Below are 15,780 nucleotides of genomic sequence, written 5' to 3' on the forward strand. Positions count from 1 at the left end.
CTAAGTGTCCGACCTCAGAACGAGGATGTCACTGACAAGCGAGCGAAGTTCGTCGTCGTCCATTTCACCTTTCCCATTCCGCGCAGCTAGGGTGACGGGAGCAGCCCCGTCATCGTTGGCTGTATGCTGCTCTAAGATTTTCAGCAGTTCTTCGCGAGAAAGCGATTGCACGGGCGGTCTAACGATGCCTGCGGCGTCAGCATTGAGTTGGTTTTTGATTTGAGCGCGCCGCTGGGCGGCTACACTTCTCATGGCGGCGCGGATAGACGTTCTAGCAACGGCAACCGCATTGTCGGCGCTTCCGTATCGAACAGCCAATTGATCCCGCACCTCGGATTGCGAGGCGTCATCAATTGCTTCCGCCAAGATGTTAGCCAGTGCGTCGATGGCACGGCAATCGGTCTCAGGGTCATGCGTCATTGGATCGCTCCTGCACGAACCGCCTCACCCAGTTTTCTCTGAACGCGCTTGCTCACTGTTTCGTACGATTTTCGATCAAAATTCCAAACGTCGCAGATCTCTTGGATTGAAAGTCCATCGAACCTGCCCATTACAACCGCTAGTGCCTGCTCATCGTCTCCAAACAGGTCGTGAACTTTCTTCACCAGGGCCTTGCACCGGATCGCCGAAAGCGTTTGTGCCTCTACGTCGAAGGCGAAACGCTGTTGGGCTTCCTGGAAGCTGTGGCCGTCGGTCGACATGTCCACAGCGGTCGTTCGGCGCGCTTTTCGGCGAAAGTTCCAAGCAATGCTCTTCATCGACATCACAAGAAAAACTTCGAGCGTAATGTCGCGTGGCCAGGACCTGGATCCGTCGAGAGCGGCTGTAACCGCTTCGTTGACTAGATCCATTGGTTCAACGCCGGTGCCGACAGCGTAGGCTCCCGCCTTCGCGACAAGACGTTCGACGTCTTCGTCTTTGAGCTGCTCTAACGCGTCCTCGACTTCGTCGAGACTTTTTGCGTCAGCGCGAACCTGTGGCTGTCCGGCGGTCGCCGTCATGACGCCTCCCCTTCAACTTCACCATACTCAACGGTGGCGTGAACAAGGACAAAATAATTTTGTCCGCGAAGGGTCGACCGATGAGCATCCCCTATCGAGAGGGGCCAGGTGGCCTCTCCGATCTGAAGGAAATGGATATGTACGGAACTGCTTCGAAGGCCCCGATCGGCACCACGGGCCGCACCGGCGAGCGTTGCCCGGAGAGCGGCGTCTGGGAAGTCGCGGGCACGCCGACGACGACCGCGCCGATCGCCAAGAACAACGTGTTCCCGCCCTATGGCGGTCGCGCGGTGACCTGGCGCCTCGTCCGGTACGCCTAAATGCATGGGCGTAGAACCAGCGCCCCATCCCCCCAACCTGCAACTTGAACCCGCCGAGTTCGCTCGGCGGGCTTTCTTTTTAGCGTGCTCATGGCCGAATGGATCAAAGCTGGATGCTGAGTATCGGCCTAGTCATGCGAATGACTTGACACTCAATAGAAGGTCAGCGCCATCCACCCCTTCCCCCGTCCTTCCCGCTGCGCTATAGCCCGCCCCACCATGACCCGTACGCCGCACCATCACGGCCGCCACCACCATCCGACCTCGCCTCGCGGGATCGGCCGGGTCCGTTCGCTCTAAGCGAACCCCCAGCCCGAGCCCCCGCCCAAGGCGGATGGGGCTTGAGCAAAAGCGCCATCCGTCGAGACCTACGACCAGGACCCGACGCGCGCATGACCGACCAGCCAAAGACTTCTAGCGACACGCCCGAAGCGACCACCTTCCGCCCCGAGGCCCGCAACCCGCGCGGCTTCGCCGACAAGCGCGCCCGCGACCTGCGGGCCGAGCGGGCGATCCTGGAGGCGGTGTCGGCGGTCTATGAGCGCTACGGCTTCGAGGCGCTGGACACCGGGGCGTTCGAATATGCCGACGCCCTGGGCAAGTTCCTGCCCGACAGCGACCGTCCCAACGAGGGGGTGTTCGCCCTGCAGGACGATGACGACCAGTGGATGGCGCTGCGCTACGACCTGACCGCGCCCCTGGCCCGCTTCGCCGCCCAGAACTGGGAGACCCTGCCCAAGCCGTTCCGCCGCTACGCGTTCGGGCCGGTGTGGCGCAACGAGAAGCCGGGTCCGGGCCGGTTCCGCGAGTTCATCCAGTGCGACGCCGACACCGTCGGCTCGGCCCGTCCCGAGGCCGACGCCGAGATCATCGCCATGGCCGTGGCGGGGCTCGAGGCCGCCGGCCTGCCGCGCGGCGCGGCGGTGCTGAAGATCAACAACCGCAAGCTGCTCAACGGCCTGCTGACCGCGGCCGGGGTCGAGACCAACGGCCAGAAGCTGGGCGTGCTGCGGGCCGTCGACAAGCTGGACCGGCTGGGCGTCGAGGGCGTGCGCATGCTGCTGGGCGAGGGCCGGCTGGACGAGAGCGGCGCCTTCACCAAGGGCGCGGGCCTGGCGGGCAAGGCGATCGACTCGGTGCTGGACTTCGTCCAGGCCGGATCCGGCGGCCGGTCCGATACGCTCGCCAAGATCGCCAAGGTGATCGGCGGCTCGGCCGAGGGCGACGAGGGGCTGGAGGAGCTGGCCAAGATCGACGCGGCCCTGAAGAGCCTGGGCGTGGCCGACGACCAGGCGCTGTTCGAGCCTTCGATCGTCCGGGGGCTCGAGTACTACACCGGCGCGGTGTTCGAAGCCGAGCTGCTGCTGTCGACCACGGACGACAAGGGCGCCAAACTCAGCTTCGGCTCGATCGGCGGCGGCGGGCGCTATGACGACCTGGTGGCGCGGTTCACCGGCCAGCCGACGCCGGCGACGGGCTTCTCGTTCGGCGTCTCGCGCCTGGCGGCGGCCCTGCGGGCGGCGGGGCGCGAGCCCGGCGGCCAGGCCCGCGGGCCGGTGGTGATCATCAATTTCGACCAGGCCCACATGGGCGAATATTTCGCCGTGGTCGGCGAGCTGCGCAACGCCGGGATCGCGGCCGAGGTCTATCTGGGGACCTCGGGCATGCGGCCGCAGATGAAATACGCCGACCGCCGCATGGCGCCGGCCGCCGTCATGCTGGGCGGCGACGAGATCGCGGCCGGCACGGTCACCATCAAGGACCTGGACCTCGGCCGCGAACTGGCCGCCGGGGTGGCCGACAACGCCGCCTGGAAGGCCGAGCGTCCCGGCCAGCAGACGATCCCGCGCGGCGAGCTGGTCGCGGCGGTCCGCAAGATCATCGGGGGTTAGGGGCATGAGGCTCGAGCGTTCCATTCCGGCGGAGGCGCTCGACGCCATCCGCGCCCCCTTCCTGAGCGCCGGCGCGACGCCGACCGACGCGCCCGTGCTGCAGCCCCTGGGCCTGCTGCTGGACCTGGCCGGCGAGGCCATGCGCTCGCGGCTGTTCGTGGTCTCCGGCGACGCGGGCGAGGAGGCCTGCCTGCGCCCCGACTTCACCGTCGCCATCGCCCGCCAGCACCTGGCGAACGGGGATGGGGAGGGTCGCTACCTCTACGAAGGCAAGGCGTTCCGCGTCGCGCCGCGCGGCAGCGACCGGGCCGAGGAGTTCCTGCAGATCGGGATCGAGGCCTTCGAGTCCTATGACTCAGGGAAGGGCGACCCCGTGGCCGCCGACGCCGAGATCGCCGCCCTGGCCTGGGCCAGCGCGGCGGCGGGCGGACGGGCGGACCTGACCCTGCTGCTGGGCGATGTGAGCCTGTTCGGGGCCTTCGTCGACAGCCTGGGCCTGACCCCGCCCCTGGGCGCGCGGCTGAAGCGGGCCTTCAGCAAGCCGCGCCAGCTGAAGATCGAGCTGGAGGGCGGATCGTCAGCCCTCGGACAAGCCGCGGGCGAAGAGAAAAGCCGCATCGCCGCCCTGCTGGCCGGTCTGCCGGAGGCCGAGGCCTCGGCGGTGCTGCAGGAGCTGTGGTCCCTGGCCGGCATCGAGCCGGTCGGCGGCCGCCGCCCCGCCGAGATCGCCCATCGGCTGGTCGAGCGGGCCCAGGCCGTCCAGGCCGGCGCCCTGTCGGCCGGCGAAGCGCAGGCCGTGCGGGCCTTCCTGGCGGTCAGCGACCGTCCGGGCGCGGCCCTGGACGCCATCTCGGCCCTGGCCGGTCCGCGACGCGCGACGCTGGACGCGGCCCTGGACGGCTGGCGCAAGCGCCTGGCCGGCCTGGTCGCGCGCGGCGTTCCGGAGGACCGCATGCGCCTGACCGCCGCCTTCGGGCGCGCGTTCGGCTATTACGACGGCTTCCTGTTCGAGGTGCGCAGCGCCGCCCTGGACGAGGAGCGGCCGGTGGCCGCCGGCGGCCGCTACGACGGCCTGCCCGCCCGGCTTGATACCACAAGAGGGGGATCCGAGACGAAAACCGGCGCCGTGGGCTGCATGGTGCGCCCGGCGCGAGCCTATGCGGGGGGCGGCGAATGAGCGCTCAAATGATCTTCGCCATTCCGTCAAAAGGCCGGCTGAAGGAGCAGGTCGAGGCCTGGCTGGCCGAGTGCGGCTTCCGGCTGGAGATGTCGGGCGGCTCGCGCGGCTATAGCGCCGAACTGTCGGGCCTGCCGGGCGTGTCGGTGCGGCTGCTGTCGGCCGGCGACATCGCCGCGGGCCTGGACAGCGGCGAGCTGCACCTGGGCGTCACCGGCGAGGACCTGCTGCGCGAGCGCGGCGACGACATGGACGCGCGGGTCATGCTGCTGCGGGCCCTGGGCTTCGGCCGCGCCGACCTGGTGGTCACCGCTCCCAAGAGCTGGCTGGACGTCGACACCATGGCCGACATCGACGAGGTGGGTCACGCCCATCTCGCCAAGACCGGCCGGCGCCTGCGGGTGGCCACCAAGTACGTCACCCAGACCCGGGCCTTCTTCGCCCGCCACGGCGTGGCCGACTACCGGATCGTCGAGAGCAGCGGGGCCACCGAGGGGGCCCCGGCCGCCGGCGCGGCCGAGCTGGTGGTCGACATCACCACCACCGGGGCCACCCTGGCGGCCAACGGGCTGAAGGTGCTGAGCGACGGGGTGATCCTCAAGAGCCAGGCCCAGTTGACCGCCTCGCTGATCACGCCGTGGACGCCGGGCCAGATCGAGTCGCTGGCCCGCCTGCTGTCGGTGGTCGAGGCCAAGGGCCGGGCCCGCAACATGGCCACCCTGGTCTGGCCGGCCGAGCAGGACGCGGCGGGTCAGGCCGCCGTGGCCCCGTTCGTCGGCCAGGGCGCGCGCCGGGCCAACGGCGCCCTGCTGGCCGCCGCCGACCTGTTCGAAGCCGCCGCGGCCTTGGGCGCGGCCGGGGTCGAGCCGGTCACCGTCTCGCGTCCCGACTATGTTTTCGAGTCGCGGTCGGCGGTTCTGGACGCGCTTCGGGATCGGCTGGTTCGGTAAGTTTTGACTGACTTGTCAAAAAATCGCTAGGAGATCGGCGATAAGTTTGACCCGACGGTCCAATCTAACGGTTTTATGTCAAAAATATTCCTTGGCCGTCGTGGAATCCGGATCGTTGCCGTTGACACCATCTCGGATTTGCCGTTTCTACCCCTTGCAAGGAAGAAACGAGCCCAAAGAGAGCTCCCTTCCTTCGGCGTTTCGGGGAGGAAACGCCCACCTAGATCGAATGATCGAGAAATAGCTGGACCCGTCGCGATTATCCCCCGCGACGGGTTTGGTGTATCTGGGTCTGATTTCGGTTTTTGACAGACCCGATAAAAACGGCGGCTCCGCGATGCGGGCCGCCGTTTTTGCGTTCGGGGACATGCCCTTGCGGCGTGTCCCCACCCGACGCACGGAGGCTAAATGGCCCGCGCGGTCTGATGCTGATGGGGACACGCCGCGAGGGCGTGTCCCCGTTCGATCACCAGATTCGAACCCGGTCCTCCGGCGCCACGTACAGCTTGTCGCCGGGCTTGATGTCGAAGGCGCCGTACCAGCCGTCCTGGTTCCGGATCGTGCCGTTGACGCGGTAATAGGCCGGCGAGTGCGGGTCGCTGACCACCTGCTGGCGCAGGGCGTCGTCGCGCTGCTTGGCCCGCCAGACCTGGGCCCAGCCCAGATAGACGCGCTGGTCGCCGGTGAAGCCGTCGATCACCGGGGCCGGCTTGCCGCCCAGCGAGACGTGATAGGCCTGCAGGGCGAAGGCCAGGCCGCCCATGTCGCCGATGTTCTCGCCCATGGTCAGCTGGCCGTTGACGTGCGCGCCCGGCAGGGGTTCGAAGGCCGAATACTGGGCGCCCAGCCGGTCGGCCTGGGCCTTGAACTTGGCGGCGTCCTCGGCGGTCCACCAGTCGCGCAGCACGCCCTTGCCGTCCGACTTGCGGCCCTGGTCGTCGAAGCCGTGGCTGATCTCGTGGCCGATCACCCCGCCGATGCCGCCGTAATTGACGGCCGGGTCGGCGTCCGGATGGAAGAACGGGGCCTGCAGGATGGCGGCCGGGAAGACGATCTCGTTATTGACCGAGCTGTAGTAGGCGTTGACCGTCTGCGGGGTCATGCCCCACTCGCTCTTGTCGACCGGACCGTTCAGGCGCTCGACGTCGTGGCGCCATTCGAAGGCCGCCGAGCGCAGGGCGTTGCCGTAGACGTCGTCGGCCTTGATCGTCAGCTTGGAATAGTCGCGCCACTTGTCGGGATAGCCGATCTTGACGGTGAACTGCGCCAGCTTCTCCTCGGCCTGGGCCTTGGTCTCCGGCGACATCCAGTCCAGCGTCTCCAGGCGGGCCTTCAGCACGCCGCGGATGTTGCCGACCAGGTCGATCATCTTGGCCTTGGATTCCGGCGGGAAGTAGCGGGCCACGTAGACGCGGCCGACCGACTCGCCCAGCTCGCCGTTGACCGCCGCGACGGCGCGCTTCCAGCGGGGCTTCTGCTCGGGCTGGCCGGCCAGGGTCTTGCTGCGGAACTCGAAGTTGGCGTCGACGAAGCGCTTGGACAGCATCGGGGCCGCGCCGTCGGCCACCTTGAACGCCTGCCAGGCCTTCAGCGTGTCCAGCGGCGTGTCGGCGTAGATCTTGGCGAACTGGGGGAAGGCGGTGTTGGTGGTCACCACCACGCGGTCGAACGGCGGCAGCTCGGTCCCGACCAGATAGCGGTTCCAGGCGAAGCCCGGGGTCAGGGCCTGAAGTTCGGCCAGGCTCATGGGGTTGTAGGTCTTGTCGCGGTCGCGGCGCGCGGCGCGGGTCCACGAGGCCTCGGCCAGCTGGGTCTCGAAGGCCACGATCGCCTTGGCGTTCTCGGCTGGCTTGTCCCAGCCGATCAGGGTCAGCATCTGGGCGACATAGGCCTCGTAGGCGGTCTTCTTCTCGGCGAACTTGGCGTCTAGATAATAGTCGCGGTCGGGCAGGCTGAGGCCGCCGGTCGAGGCGTAGACGGCGTAGCGCGTCGGGTTCTTGGCGTCGGGATTGATGCCCAGGCCCAGGATCGCCGAGAAGCCGGTGGTGGGATTGCGGCCCATCAGGGCGGTGAAGTCGTCCTTGGTCCCCACCTTGCGGATGTCGGTCAGCTCGGGGGCGATCGGCTTGGCGTCCAGCTTTTCGGCCAGGGCCTCGTCCATGAACGCCTTGTAGGCGGCGCCGATCTTGACCGTGTCGGCGTCGGGCGCGGCGCTGGCCGCGGCCTCGGTGATGATCGCCCTGGTGCGGGCTTCCGACAGTTCCGACAGCTTGTCGAAATTGCCGTAGCGCGAGCGGTCGCTGGGGATGGTGGTGTTGGCGTCCCAGGTCCCGTTGGCGAACTTGTAGAAGTCGTCGCCCGGCTTGACCGAGCGGTCCATGCCCGCCGCGTCGAAGCCCCAGGTCCCGTAGCGCGGCGAGTCCAGCGACATCGTCGCCGGGCCGGCCGCCGGGGTGTCGGCGGCGACGAACAGTGACTGCAGGGTGCAGGCGGCGTTCAGGCAGGCGTGGTCGTGGTCTTCTCGCGCCAGACTCTCGCGCGCTTGCGCGCCGAAGGCCGACAGGGACAGGGCGGCCATGGCGGCGGCGGCGAACCAGACTCGTTTCATGAAGCAGCGATCCGTTGGAAAATCCGAACCGTGACTTGGCCATCCCCGGAACGTTTTCGCCCCTTACTTTTTTGTCATGTTTGGGTGGCGGCGTTCAAACCCCTCCCTCTCTCTAAGAGAGAGGGATTCACGCCCCCCGCCCTCAGTGGTCCATGTGCATCCCGGCCATCGGGTCCGCTCCCGCCTTCGGGGCGCCGGTTTCCACCGACAGGTCGATGCGCAGCTTGCGGCCGCCGTCGAACACCAGGGTCAGCGGCACCTTGCCGCCCAGGGCCTGGGCCTTGGTCAGCCCCATCAGCATCAGGTGATAACCGCCCGGCGCGAAGACGACGCTCGCGCCGGGCGCGATCGTCAGGCCGCCGGTCACCGGCCGCATCGACGAAACGCCATTGGCCATGCTGGACTGGTGGATCGTCACCGACTTGGCGGCGGGGCTCTCGACCGCGATCAGCTTGACGGGCTTGGCGCCGACATTGGCCAGGGTCAGGTAGCCGACGCCGTTCATGCCGGCCTGGGCGGGGCGGGTCCACGGGCGGCGGACCTCGATCCCGCCGGCGCGGTAGTCGCCGGCGAGAGCGGGCGCGACGAAGGCGGGGAGGGCGACGGCGGCGAGGGCCGCGAGGGCGAAGCGGTTCATGGCGTTTCTCGACATCAGTGTTTCATGCCCGGCATGTCAGGCATCGGAGGCGTTTGTTCGGCGGCGGGGATCAGGCGCACGGTCGGGGCCGGGCGGGTCAGCTTCTCGCCGGGACGGTCGGGATCGGGGATCTCGGTCCACTGGCTCTCGCCCTTCTCGCAGGACTGGATGACCGGGAAGACCAAGTTTCCAGGTTGGCTCGGCAGCTTCATCAGCAGGGCGAAGTCGTCGAACTGGTCGTCGGGCAGGCGGCCGGTCCAGGTGACCGCTGTGGCCTTTTCGCCGTCCTTCTCGATGTCGATGGTCCAGCCCGGCTTGGGCTGGGGCCGGGCCGAGACCACGGCGTCGGGGATCTCGACCCGCAGCTTCAGCGTGGTGTCGCCGGCCGCGCAGGCGTGGCCCACGCGGAAGGCGATGGCGGAATAGGATCCGGCCTTGGCCTCGCCGGGCGCGGCGACCACGTGGGCCAGGGCGGGGACGGGGGCGGCCAGCAGGGCCAGCAAGATGATCAGCGGAGCTTTCATGGCTTCCTCCTCCCTCAGAAATCGACCGTGACGCCGCCGAACACCGACCGGCCGTCACCCGGCCAGAGCGTGGCGGTCGCGGGGGTCCAGGTCACGGCGGCCTGGGTGTTGGACACATAGGCCTTGTCGGCCAGGTTTCGCGCGTCGAGGAACAGCGACACCTGGTCGCTGACCTTCCAGCCGGCGTTGAGGTTCAGGATCGCGTAGCCCGGCGCCTTTTTGGTGTTGGCGTAGTCGATCCACGGGTCGGCGGCCGACCATTCGACCGACGGGGCCACGAACCAGCCGCGCGGATCGTCGTAGCGGACTTCCGAACGGTAGACGTTCCTGGGCACGATCGGCAGGCGGTTGTCGCCGTACTGGACGTCGCCGTCGAAGCGGAAGTCGGAATAGGTCCAGGTCTGGCGGATGCGCCAGCGCGGGGCCGCCGCCCAGTCGAGCGCCGCCTCGACGCCCTGGTGGATCGTCTTGTCGGCGTTGAAGGTCGAGGCCGGGATCGACGCGTTCACCGTGTACTGCAGCATCTCCTTGTTCAGGTCGGCGCGGTACAGGGTGACGTCGTAGGTGAACGGGCCGCGATGGCCGCGCGCGCCGACCTCGCCGGTCCAGGCGTCCTGGGCCGCGACCGGCGTAAAGCCGGTGTTGGTCGGCGACATCGAGCCCAGGTTCGGCGGCTCGACCGAGCGGGTGATGTTGGCGAACACCTGAGAGCCGTTGTCGTCCTGCCACAGCAGGCCGATGCGCGGGGAGACCCAGTTGTAGGTCTTCGAGGCGGTCAGGTTGAAGGTCGTGGAGACGCCCGGAACCGCGAAGCTGACATAGTCGCGGTCGGCCTGGCCCCAGGTGGCGCCGGCCACCAGGGCCAGGTGCTCGGTGACGAACAGGCGGCCCTCGCCGAAGACCTCGAAAGCGTCCGCGTTCTGCTGGGTGCGCGAGGTCGGCGCGCCGCGGGCCCCGCGAACATTGACGTAGAAGTTGGAGTCCAGATCGCCGGTGCGGCGCCAGGCGCCGAAGAAGGCGTCAGCCTTCTTGCCACCGACTTGACCGTCCCAGTCGAAGCGGCCGAAGGCGCCGTAGTTGCGGCTTTGCTGGTCGATGACCTGGAAGATCGGGTGGTCCAGGTCCTTCCACACCGCATAGACCGCGCCCTGGAAGACGAGATCGTCGCTCAGCCGCCATGTCGTGGCCAGCGAGCCGCGCAGGCCGCGCTGGTTGCGGCCCTGGTCGCCGTTGGCGTTGGCGGCGGCGGTCTGGTGGGGATCGGTTTGGAACTGGGCCAGGGTCAGGGCGCCCGGGATCTCCTGGTTGATGTTGGATCCGTTGACGATGAACCGCACCTCACGGTCCTGGCCGAAGGAGCGCCCGATGTTCAGGCTTCCGAACTGGATGTTCTGCTGGCTCTGCGAGCGCCAGCCCTGGCTGGTCTGGTTGGTGGCGGCGGCGTAGACGTCCCAGTCGCCGGACCGGCGGGCCAGGGCGAGATGCTCACGCAGCAGGCCGAACGCGCCGCCGTCGATGCGGACCTGGCTCTCGAACCCGGCGTCCTTGCCCGTGGGGGTGACCATGTTGATCGCCCCGCCCAGCAGGGCCCCGCCGAAGCGCAGGGCGTTGCCGCCGCGATAGACCTCGGCGTAGCGGGTGTTCAGCGGGTCGGCGATCTGGCTGTCGCCGTAGCCGTCGGCCTCGTTCAGCGGCACGCCGTCCTGGGCCAGCAGCAGGCCGCGATTGTGGTTGGCGTTGCCGATCCCCGAGCCGCGAATGGAGATGCGCGCATCCCCGCCCCACTTGCGCTGGGCGTAGACGCCCGGGGCGTCGCGCAGCATGTCGTCCAGGGCCAGGGCCTCGCGGCTGATGTAGCTCTCCTGGGAGATCACCGAGACGCCGCCGGGGGTTTCCGACAGACGCTTGCGGGCGGCCGCCACGACCGGCGGATCCTCGGGATCGGGGCGGGCGGTGACGATGACCGAGTCGACGATGGCGCGCTGGTCGGTATCGACGGCCTCTGGCGCGGCGAAGGCGGCGGAGGACGACAGGCAGAAGGCGGCGCCGGCCATCAGGCCCCGGCGGAAGGATTTTGACATGGAGATAGCCCCGAAAGCATGACGACGCGCGTCGGCCGGCGGCCGGGCGCGCGGATGAAGGTGTCAGGCGATCAGGCGGTCGGCGGTCCCTGTCCGGGCGGGCGCGGCGGGGCGCGGGCCAGGGCGACGCCGGTCAGGGCGGCGCGGGGCGCGGTCTCGATGCGGGCGCTGTAGAGCACCGGGGCGACGGCGATGTCGGGCGGGGTGGTGACCGCCAGGCTGACGGCCACGCACTGGGCGCAGGGCAGTCCGGCGAAGCCCTTGGCGGGTTTCGGCTTGCCGATCACGTCTCCGGCCACCTGCACGGCCTTGGCGCCGTCGGCGGTGCAGATCACCACCGACTGGCCGGCGGCGTCATGGGCCATGGCCGCGGCCGGGATCAGGGCCTGGACCAGCAGGGCCAGCATCGCCAGCAGGGCGATGGGCCAGGTCGTCCGGGTCTGGGCGCGGCGGGGGCTCATGATGGGGCGGGAAGTAGGCGCTGGCGGGCTTTTGGTCAATGCGGCCGCTGTGTGCGGCCGGGGACATGCACTTGTGCGTGTCCCCATTTCCAGGCTCGGAGGTTCGGTGGGGACACGCACACGTGCATGTCCCCGACCCTAGTGCACCGAAACCGCCGGCGCCGCCCGCTTCGGCGCCAGGGCCAGCATGCCGCGCGCGATCTCCTGCTCGCCGATCAGGGCGTGGGTGGCGCCCATCTGGGTCAGCAGAGCGACGTCGGCGTCGGTATAGGCGCGGGCGATGATCTTGACCGCCGGGTTGGCGGCGCGGGCCTGCTCGATGATCCGGGCGGCCTCGAACGGGCTGGGCACGGCGACGAACAGGTGGGTGGCCTCGGCCAGTCCGGCCTTGAGCAGCACCTCGGGGCGCACGGCGTTGCCTTGCAGCACGTCAAAGCCGCCGGCCCGCAGTTCGTCGGCGCGTTCGCTTTCGTCTTCGATCACGACGAGCGGCATGCGGCCTTTCAGGCCCTCGGCCACGGCCTTGCCGACCCGGCCGTAGCCGACCAGCACGCCGTGGGGCTGGGCGGCGATCGCCGGGGCCACGGGCTCGCCCGTCCGACCGATCAGCTTGGGCAGGATCTTGTCCAGCACCACGAACAGCAGCGGGTTGATCAGGATCGACAGGATGGCCCCGGCCAGGATCAGGTCCTGGCCGTCCTTGGGCAGCAGCTTCAGCGACACGCCCAGCCCCGCCAGGATGAACGAGAACTCGCCGATCTGGGCCAGGCTGGCCGAGATGGTCAGGGCCACGCTCTGCGGGCGCTTGAAGGCCACGACGATCAGCCAGGCCGCCACCGACTTGCCGATCACGATGATGGCCAGGGTGGCCAGCACGGCCAGGGGCTCGCGCAGGATCACCGACCAGTTGAACAGCATGCCGATCGACACGAAGAACAGCACGGCGAAGGCGTCGCGCAGCGGCAGGGTCTCGTTGGCGGCCTGCTGGGAAAGCTCGCTCTCGGCCATGATCATGCCGGCGAAGAAGGCCCCCAGGGCGAACGACACGCCGAACAGCGCCGCCGAGCCGAACGCGACTCCTAGAGCAATGGCCAGCACCGCCAGGCGGAACAGCTCGCGCGAGCCGGTGTGGGCGATGCGGTGCAGGATCCACGGGATCACCCGCCGCCCGACGATCAGCATCAGGGCCACGAAGGCGGCGACCTTGCCGATGGTGATCGCGAAGGCGCCGGCGACGCCGCCGGGGCCCGGCGGCGGGGCCTCGCCGCCGAGCATCCCCGACAGGGCCGGCAGCAGCACCAGGGCCAGCACCATGGCCAGGTCCTCGACGATCAGCCAGCCGACGGCGATGCGGCCGCGGTCGGTCTCGATCAGCCGCCGCTCCTGCAGGGCCCGCAGCAGCACCACGGTCGAGGCCACCGACAGCGCCAGGCCGAACACGACCCCCGCCCCCAGCGTCCAGCCCAGCAGGTGGGCCAGGCCCACGCCCATGGCGGTGGCCGCCAGGATCTGCACGACGGCGCCGGGGATGGCGATCTTGCGCACCGCCAGCAGGTCCTTGACCGAGAAGTGCAGCCCCACCCCGAACATCAGCAGGATCACCCCGATCTCGGCCAGCTGCGGCGCCAGCTCCTGATCGGCCACGTAGCCGGGCGTGAACGGTCCGACGACCACGCCGGCCACCAGGTAGCCGACCAGCACGGGCAGCTTCAGGCGGTTGGCGACGGCGCCGAACACGAAGGCCAGGCCCAGGCCGGCGACGATGGTGGCGATCAACGAGGTGTGGTGCAAAGGCTCTCCTTGACGGTCAACATTTTCGGGCGTACTCAACCAATATGGGTGACGATGCCCGGGAGCGCCAGATGCCCCACGCAAAAATTCTCCTGCCGGCCCAGTGCCGGGGCGCGCGCGGCCTGCTGGGCTGGTCGCAGGGCGACCTGGCCGATCGGGCCGGGGTCTCGCGCAGCACGGTCAAGGATTTCGAGACCGAGCGCCACGCCCTGCACCATAGCACCGAACGCCTGCTGATCGACGCGCTGGAGACCGGCGGCGTGGCGTTGATCCCGCCCGGAAACGATCACGGCGCCGAGGCCGGCGCCGGTGTGAGACTGAAACAGGCCAGTTAGCCCCTTCCTGGCTGGCGTCCTTCAAAGGAGACCCGACCACGTGGACCATGCGATGTCGCCCGCGGACTACAAGGATCTGGTGCTGTTCCTGGCCACGGCGGGCATCGTCGCGCCGCTGTTCAAGCGGCTGAAGATGAACCCCATTCTCGGCTTCCTGATCGCCGGCGTGATCCTGGGGCCGTTTGGCCTGGGCGCGCTGAGCCATCGGTGGCCCTGGCTCGACTACGTCACCGTCGACAACCCCCAGGAAATCGCCCAGCTGGCCGAGTTCGGGGTGGTGTTCCTGCTGTTCATGATCGGGCTGGAGCTGTCGTGGGAGCGGCTGCGGCTGATGCGCAAGCTGGTCTTCGGCCTGGGCGCCCTGCAGATGATCGGCTGCTCGCTGGCCCTGGGCGGCGTCGCCATGGCCCTGGGCCAGCAGCCGGTCGCGGCCCTGGCCATCGGCGCGGCCCTGACCCTGTCGTCAACCGCCATCGCCGTGCCGGTGCTGGTCGAGCGCAAGCGTCTGCACGCCGAGGGCGGGCGGGCGACCTTCTCGGTGCTGCTGTTCCAGGACCTGGCGGTGGCCCCGATCCTGATCACCCTGGCGATCCTGGGCCGGGGCGACGGGGTGTTCAACCTGAGCGACCTGCTGGCCCTGGGCCCGGCGGTGGTCGGCCTGGGGATCATCGTGCTGTTCGGCCGCCTGGCCCTGCGGCCGATGATGCGCTCGGTCGCCAAGGCCAAGAGCGAAGAGATGTTCATGGCCGCCTGCCTGCTGGTGATCATCGGCGCGGGGCTGGTGGCGTCGCTGTCGGGCCTGTCGATGGCCCTGGGCGCCTTCGTGGCCGGCATCCTGCTGGCCGAGACCGAGTATCGCCACGAGGTCGAGGTCAAGATCGAGCCCTTCAAGGGCCTGCTGCTCAGCCTGTTCTTCGTCTCGCTGGGCATCCGGCTGGACCTGTCGCTGCTGGTCGCCACGCCGGGCCTGGTGCTGGGCGTCGCCGTCGGACTGCTGCTCGTCAAGGGCGTGATGATCATGGGCCTGGGCCGGCTGTTCGGCCTGTCGAACCGCGCGTCGATCGAGGCCGCCCTGACCCTGGCGGCGGGCGGTGAGTTCGCCTTCGTGATCCTGGACAACGCCATGGCCGCCAGCGTGGTCTCCGACCAGGTCGGCCAGGCGGTGTTGGTGGCCGCGACCCTGACCATGTTCCTGATCCCGACGCTGTCGGGGATCGGCGGGCGCCTGGCCAAGAAGGCGGCGCCGCCGATCGAGGAAGCGCCCGATCTGGTGGGCCTCCACAGCGAGGAGCCGGCGGGCCGGGTGCTGGTGGTCGGCTACGGCCGGGTCGGCCGGCTGGTCGGCGACATGCTGGACCGCCACGATCTGCCCTGGATCGCCATCGACCGCGATCCCAGCTTCGTCCAGCAGGGCCGCCGCGCCGGTCACCGGGTCTATTTCGGCGACGCCGCGCGGGTGGAGCTGCTCGAGCGCTGCGGCCTGGATCACGCCCGCGCCGTGGTCGTGACCATGGACTCCCCGGAAGCCGCCGAGGCGGTGGTGGCCACCGCCCGCGGCCATCGTCCCGACCTGACCATCGTCGCCCGGGCTCGCGACGCCCGCCACGCCGCCCGCCTCTACGAGCTGGGCGCCACCGACGCCGTGCCCGAGACCATCGAGGCCTCGCTGCAGCTGTCCGAAGCGGTGCTGGTCGACATCGGCGTGCCCATGGGCCTGGTCATCGCCTCGATCCACGAACGCCGCGACGAATACCGCAAGGTGCTGAACCGGCCGGACGCCCTGGGCGGCAAGCGCAAGAGGCTGCGGGACGCGGGACGGGGCTAACCCGCGAACACCTTCTCCCGGAGGGGAGAAGGAGGGGCCCGCGCCGTAGGCGTGGGAGGATGAGGGGTGACGCTCCTCGCCGTCGTGCCGGCACGCCGTCAGCCGCCTTCACCCCTCACCCTCCCAACCGCTTCGCGGTCGGGTCCCTCCCTCTCCCCTCCGGGAGAGGGTTGCGCGC

The 15,780-nt window shown here is 69.2% G+C and carries 14 protein-coding genes; 6 read left to right on the forward strand and 8 right to left on the reverse strand.

Going from position 1 to position 15,780, the window contains the following annotated elements; all coding sequences use genetic code 11:
- Both ASD38_RS23685 and ASD38_RS02930 read right to left on the reverse strand, forming a co-directional pair.
- Positions 1 to 420, reverse strand: coding sequence for a hypothetical protein (locus ASD38_RS23685; RefSeq protein ID WP_156390536.1), 420 nt, complete (start codon positions 418 to 420; stop codon positions 1 to 3).
- A complete protein-coding gene (locus ASD38_RS02930) occupies positions 417 to 1,001 on the reverse strand; it encodes an RNA polymerase sigma factor (protein ID WP_056457424.1) in 585 nt (194 codons plus the stop codon). Before ASD38_RS02930 ends, ASD38_RS23685 begins: the two co-directional genes overlap by 4 nt.
- 137 nt (positions 1,002 to 1,138) lie before the next feature.
- Here ASD38_RS02930 and ASD38_RS02935 point away from each other — a divergent pair, with 137 nt between their 5' ends.
- The 4 genes from ASD38_RS02935 (at position 1,139) to hisG (ending at position 5,340) form a co-directional block, all read left to right on the forward strand.
- On the forward strand, positions 1,139 to 1,321 hold the full coding sequence (locus ASD38_RS02935) for a hypothetical protein (RefSeq protein WP_056457427.1): 183 nt from the start codon (positions 1,139 to 1,141) through the stop codon (positions 1,319 to 1,321).
- Positions 1,322 to 1,713: 392 nt separating this feature from the next.
- A complete protein-coding gene (gene hisS, locus ASD38_RS02940) occupies positions 1,714 to 3,213 on the forward strand; it encodes a histidine--tRNA ligase (protein WP_056457430.1) in 1,500 nt (499 codons plus the stop codon).
- 4 nt (positions 3,214 to 3,217) lie between these two features.
- The gene (locus tag ASD38_RS02945; RefSeq protein ID WP_056457433.1) at positions 3,218 to 4,390 is read left to right on the forward strand and encodes an ATP phosphoribosyltransferase regulatory subunit; all 1,173 of its coding nucleotides are present in this window, start codon (positions 3,218 to 3,220) and stop codon (positions 4,388 to 4,390) included.
- Positions 4,387 to 5,340, forward strand: a complete 954-nt coding sequence (gene hisG, locus ASD38_RS02950; protein WP_056436091.1) for an ATP phosphoribosyltransferase — start codon at positions 4,387 to 4,389, stop codon at positions 5,338 to 5,340. Before ASD38_RS02945 ends, hisG begins: the two co-directional genes overlap by 4 nt.
- A 466-nt stretch (positions 5,341 to 5,806) precedes the next feature.
- On the opposite strand, the gene ASD38_RS02955 is transcribed toward hisG, so the two are convergent.
- The 6 genes from ASD38_RS02955 to ybaL all read right to left on the reverse strand — a co-directional run bounded on the left by ASD38_RS02955 (position 5,807) and on the right by ybaL (position 13,442).
- Positions 5,807 to 7,948, reverse strand: coding sequence for a M13 family metallopeptidase (locus ASD38_RS02955; protein ID WP_056457436.1), 2,142 nt, complete (start codon positions 7,946 to 7,948; stop codon positions 5,807 to 5,809).
- 142 nt (positions 7,949 to 8,090) lie between these two features.
- The gene (locus ASD38_RS02960; RefSeq protein ID WP_056457439.1) at positions 8,091 to 8,585 is read right to left on the reverse strand and encodes a copper chaperone PCu(A)C; all 495 of its coding nucleotides are present in this window, start codon (positions 8,583 to 8,585) and stop codon (positions 8,091 to 8,093) included.
- A 14-nt stretch (positions 8,586 to 8,599) separates the two neighbouring features.
- The gene (locus tag ASD38_RS02965; RefSeq protein WP_056457443.1) at positions 8,600 to 9,109 is read right to left on the reverse strand and encodes a YcnI family protein; all 510 of its coding nucleotides are present in this window, start codon (positions 9,107 to 9,109) and stop codon (positions 8,600 to 8,602) included.
- Positions 9,110 to 9,123: 14 nt separating this feature from the next.
- Complete coding sequence (locus ASD38_RS02970) at positions 9,124 to 11,190, reverse strand: TonB-dependent receptor family protein (protein WP_056457446.1); 2,067 nt, start codon at positions 11,188 to 11,190, stop codon at positions 9,124 to 9,126.
- Positions 11,191 to 11,261: 71 nt separating this feature from the next.
- Positions 11,262 to 11,651: a DUF2946 family protein gene (locus ASD38_RS02975; protein WP_056436078.1), complete on the reverse strand. Its 390-nt coding sequence runs from the start codon at positions 11,649 to 11,651 to the stop codon at positions 11,262 to 11,264.
- Between the two features lie 138 nt (positions 11,652 to 11,789).
- Positions 11,790 to 13,442: a YbaL family putative K(+) efflux transporter gene (gene ybaL, locus ASD38_RS02980; protein ID WP_056457449.1), complete on the reverse strand. Its 1,653-nt coding sequence runs from the start codon at positions 13,440 to 13,442 to the stop codon at positions 11,790 to 11,792.
- 71 nt (positions 13,443 to 13,513) lie between these two features.
- Between ybaL and ASD38_RS02985 the strand changes: the two genes are divergently transcribed.
- Both ASD38_RS02985 and ASD38_RS02990 read left to right on the forward strand, forming a co-directional pair.
- Entirely contained in the window at positions 13,514 to 13,777 is a 264-nt protein-coding gene (locus tag ASD38_RS02985; RefSeq protein ID WP_056436322.1) for a helix-turn-helix transcriptional regulator, read from the forward strand.
- Positions 13,778 to 13,829: 52 nt separating this feature from the next.
- Positions 13,830 to 15,602 (forward strand): cation:proton antiporter domain-containing protein, encoded by a 1,773-nt coding sequence (locus ASD38_RS02990; RefSeq protein ID WP_056457452.1) that lies wholly within the window; start codon positions 13,830 to 13,832, stop codon positions 15,600 to 15,602.
- The last annotated feature ends 178 nt before the right edge of the window (positions 15,603 to 15,780 follow it).

Source organism: Caulobacter sp. Root487D2Y (genome assembly GCF_001427165.1).
In the GTDB taxonomy this organism is placed as follows: Bacteria; Pseudomonadota; Alphaproteobacteria; order Caulobacterales; family Caulobacteraceae; genus Caulobacter.

Bases quoted from the DNA above. Each gene is read 5' to 3' on its own strand.
- ASD38_RS23685 (WP_156390536.1), bottom strand. From the start codon at position 420: ATGACGCATGACCCTGAGACCGATTGCCGTGCCATCGACGCACTGGCT.
- ASD38_RS02930 (WP_056457424.1), bottom strand. From the start codon at position 1,001: ATGACGGCGACCGCCGGACAGCCACAGGTTCGCGCTGACGCAAAAAGT.
- ASD38_RS02935 (WP_056457427.1), top strand. From the start codon at position 1,139: ATGTACGGAACTGCTTCGAAGGCCCCGATCGGCACCACGGGCCGCACC.
- hisS (WP_056457430.1), top strand. From the start codon at position 1,714: ATGACCGACCAGCCAAAGACTTCTAGCGACACGCCCGAAGCGACCACC.
- ASD38_RS02945 (WP_056457433.1), top strand. From the start codon at position 3,218: ATGAGGCTCGAGCGTTCCATTCCGGCGGAGGCGCTCGACGCCATCCGC.
- hisG (WP_056436091.1), top strand. From the start codon at position 4,387: ATGAGCGCTCAAATGATCTTCGCCATTCCGTCAAAAGGCCGGCTGAAG.
- ASD38_RS02955 (WP_056457436.1), bottom strand. From the start codon at position 7,948: ATGAAACGAGTCTGGTTCGCCGCCGCCGCCATGGCCGCCCTGTCCCTG.
- ASD38_RS02960 (WP_056457439.1), bottom strand. From the start codon at position 8,585: ATGAACCGCTTCGCCCTCGCGGCCCTCGCCGCCGTCGCCCTCCCCGCC.
- ASD38_RS02965 (WP_056457443.1), bottom strand. From the start codon at position 9,109: ATGAAAGCTCCGCTGATCATCTTGCTGGCCCTGCTGGCCGCCCCCGTC.
- ASD38_RS02970 (WP_056457446.1), bottom strand. From the start codon at position 11,190: ATGTCAAAATCCTTCCGCCGGGGCCTGATGGCCGGCGCCGCCTTCTGC.
- ASD38_RS02975 (WP_056436078.1), bottom strand. From the start codon at position 11,651: ATGAGCCCCCGCCGCGCCCAGACCCGGACGACCTGGCCCATCGCCCTG.
- ASD38_RS02985 (WP_056436322.1), top strand. From the start codon at position 13,514: ATGCCCCACGCAAAAATTCTCCTGCCGGCCCAGTGCCGGGGCGCGCGC.
- ASD38_RS02990 (WP_056457452.1), top strand. From the start codon at position 13,830: ATGTCGCCCGCGGACTACAAGGATCTGGTGCTGTTCCTGGCCACGGCG.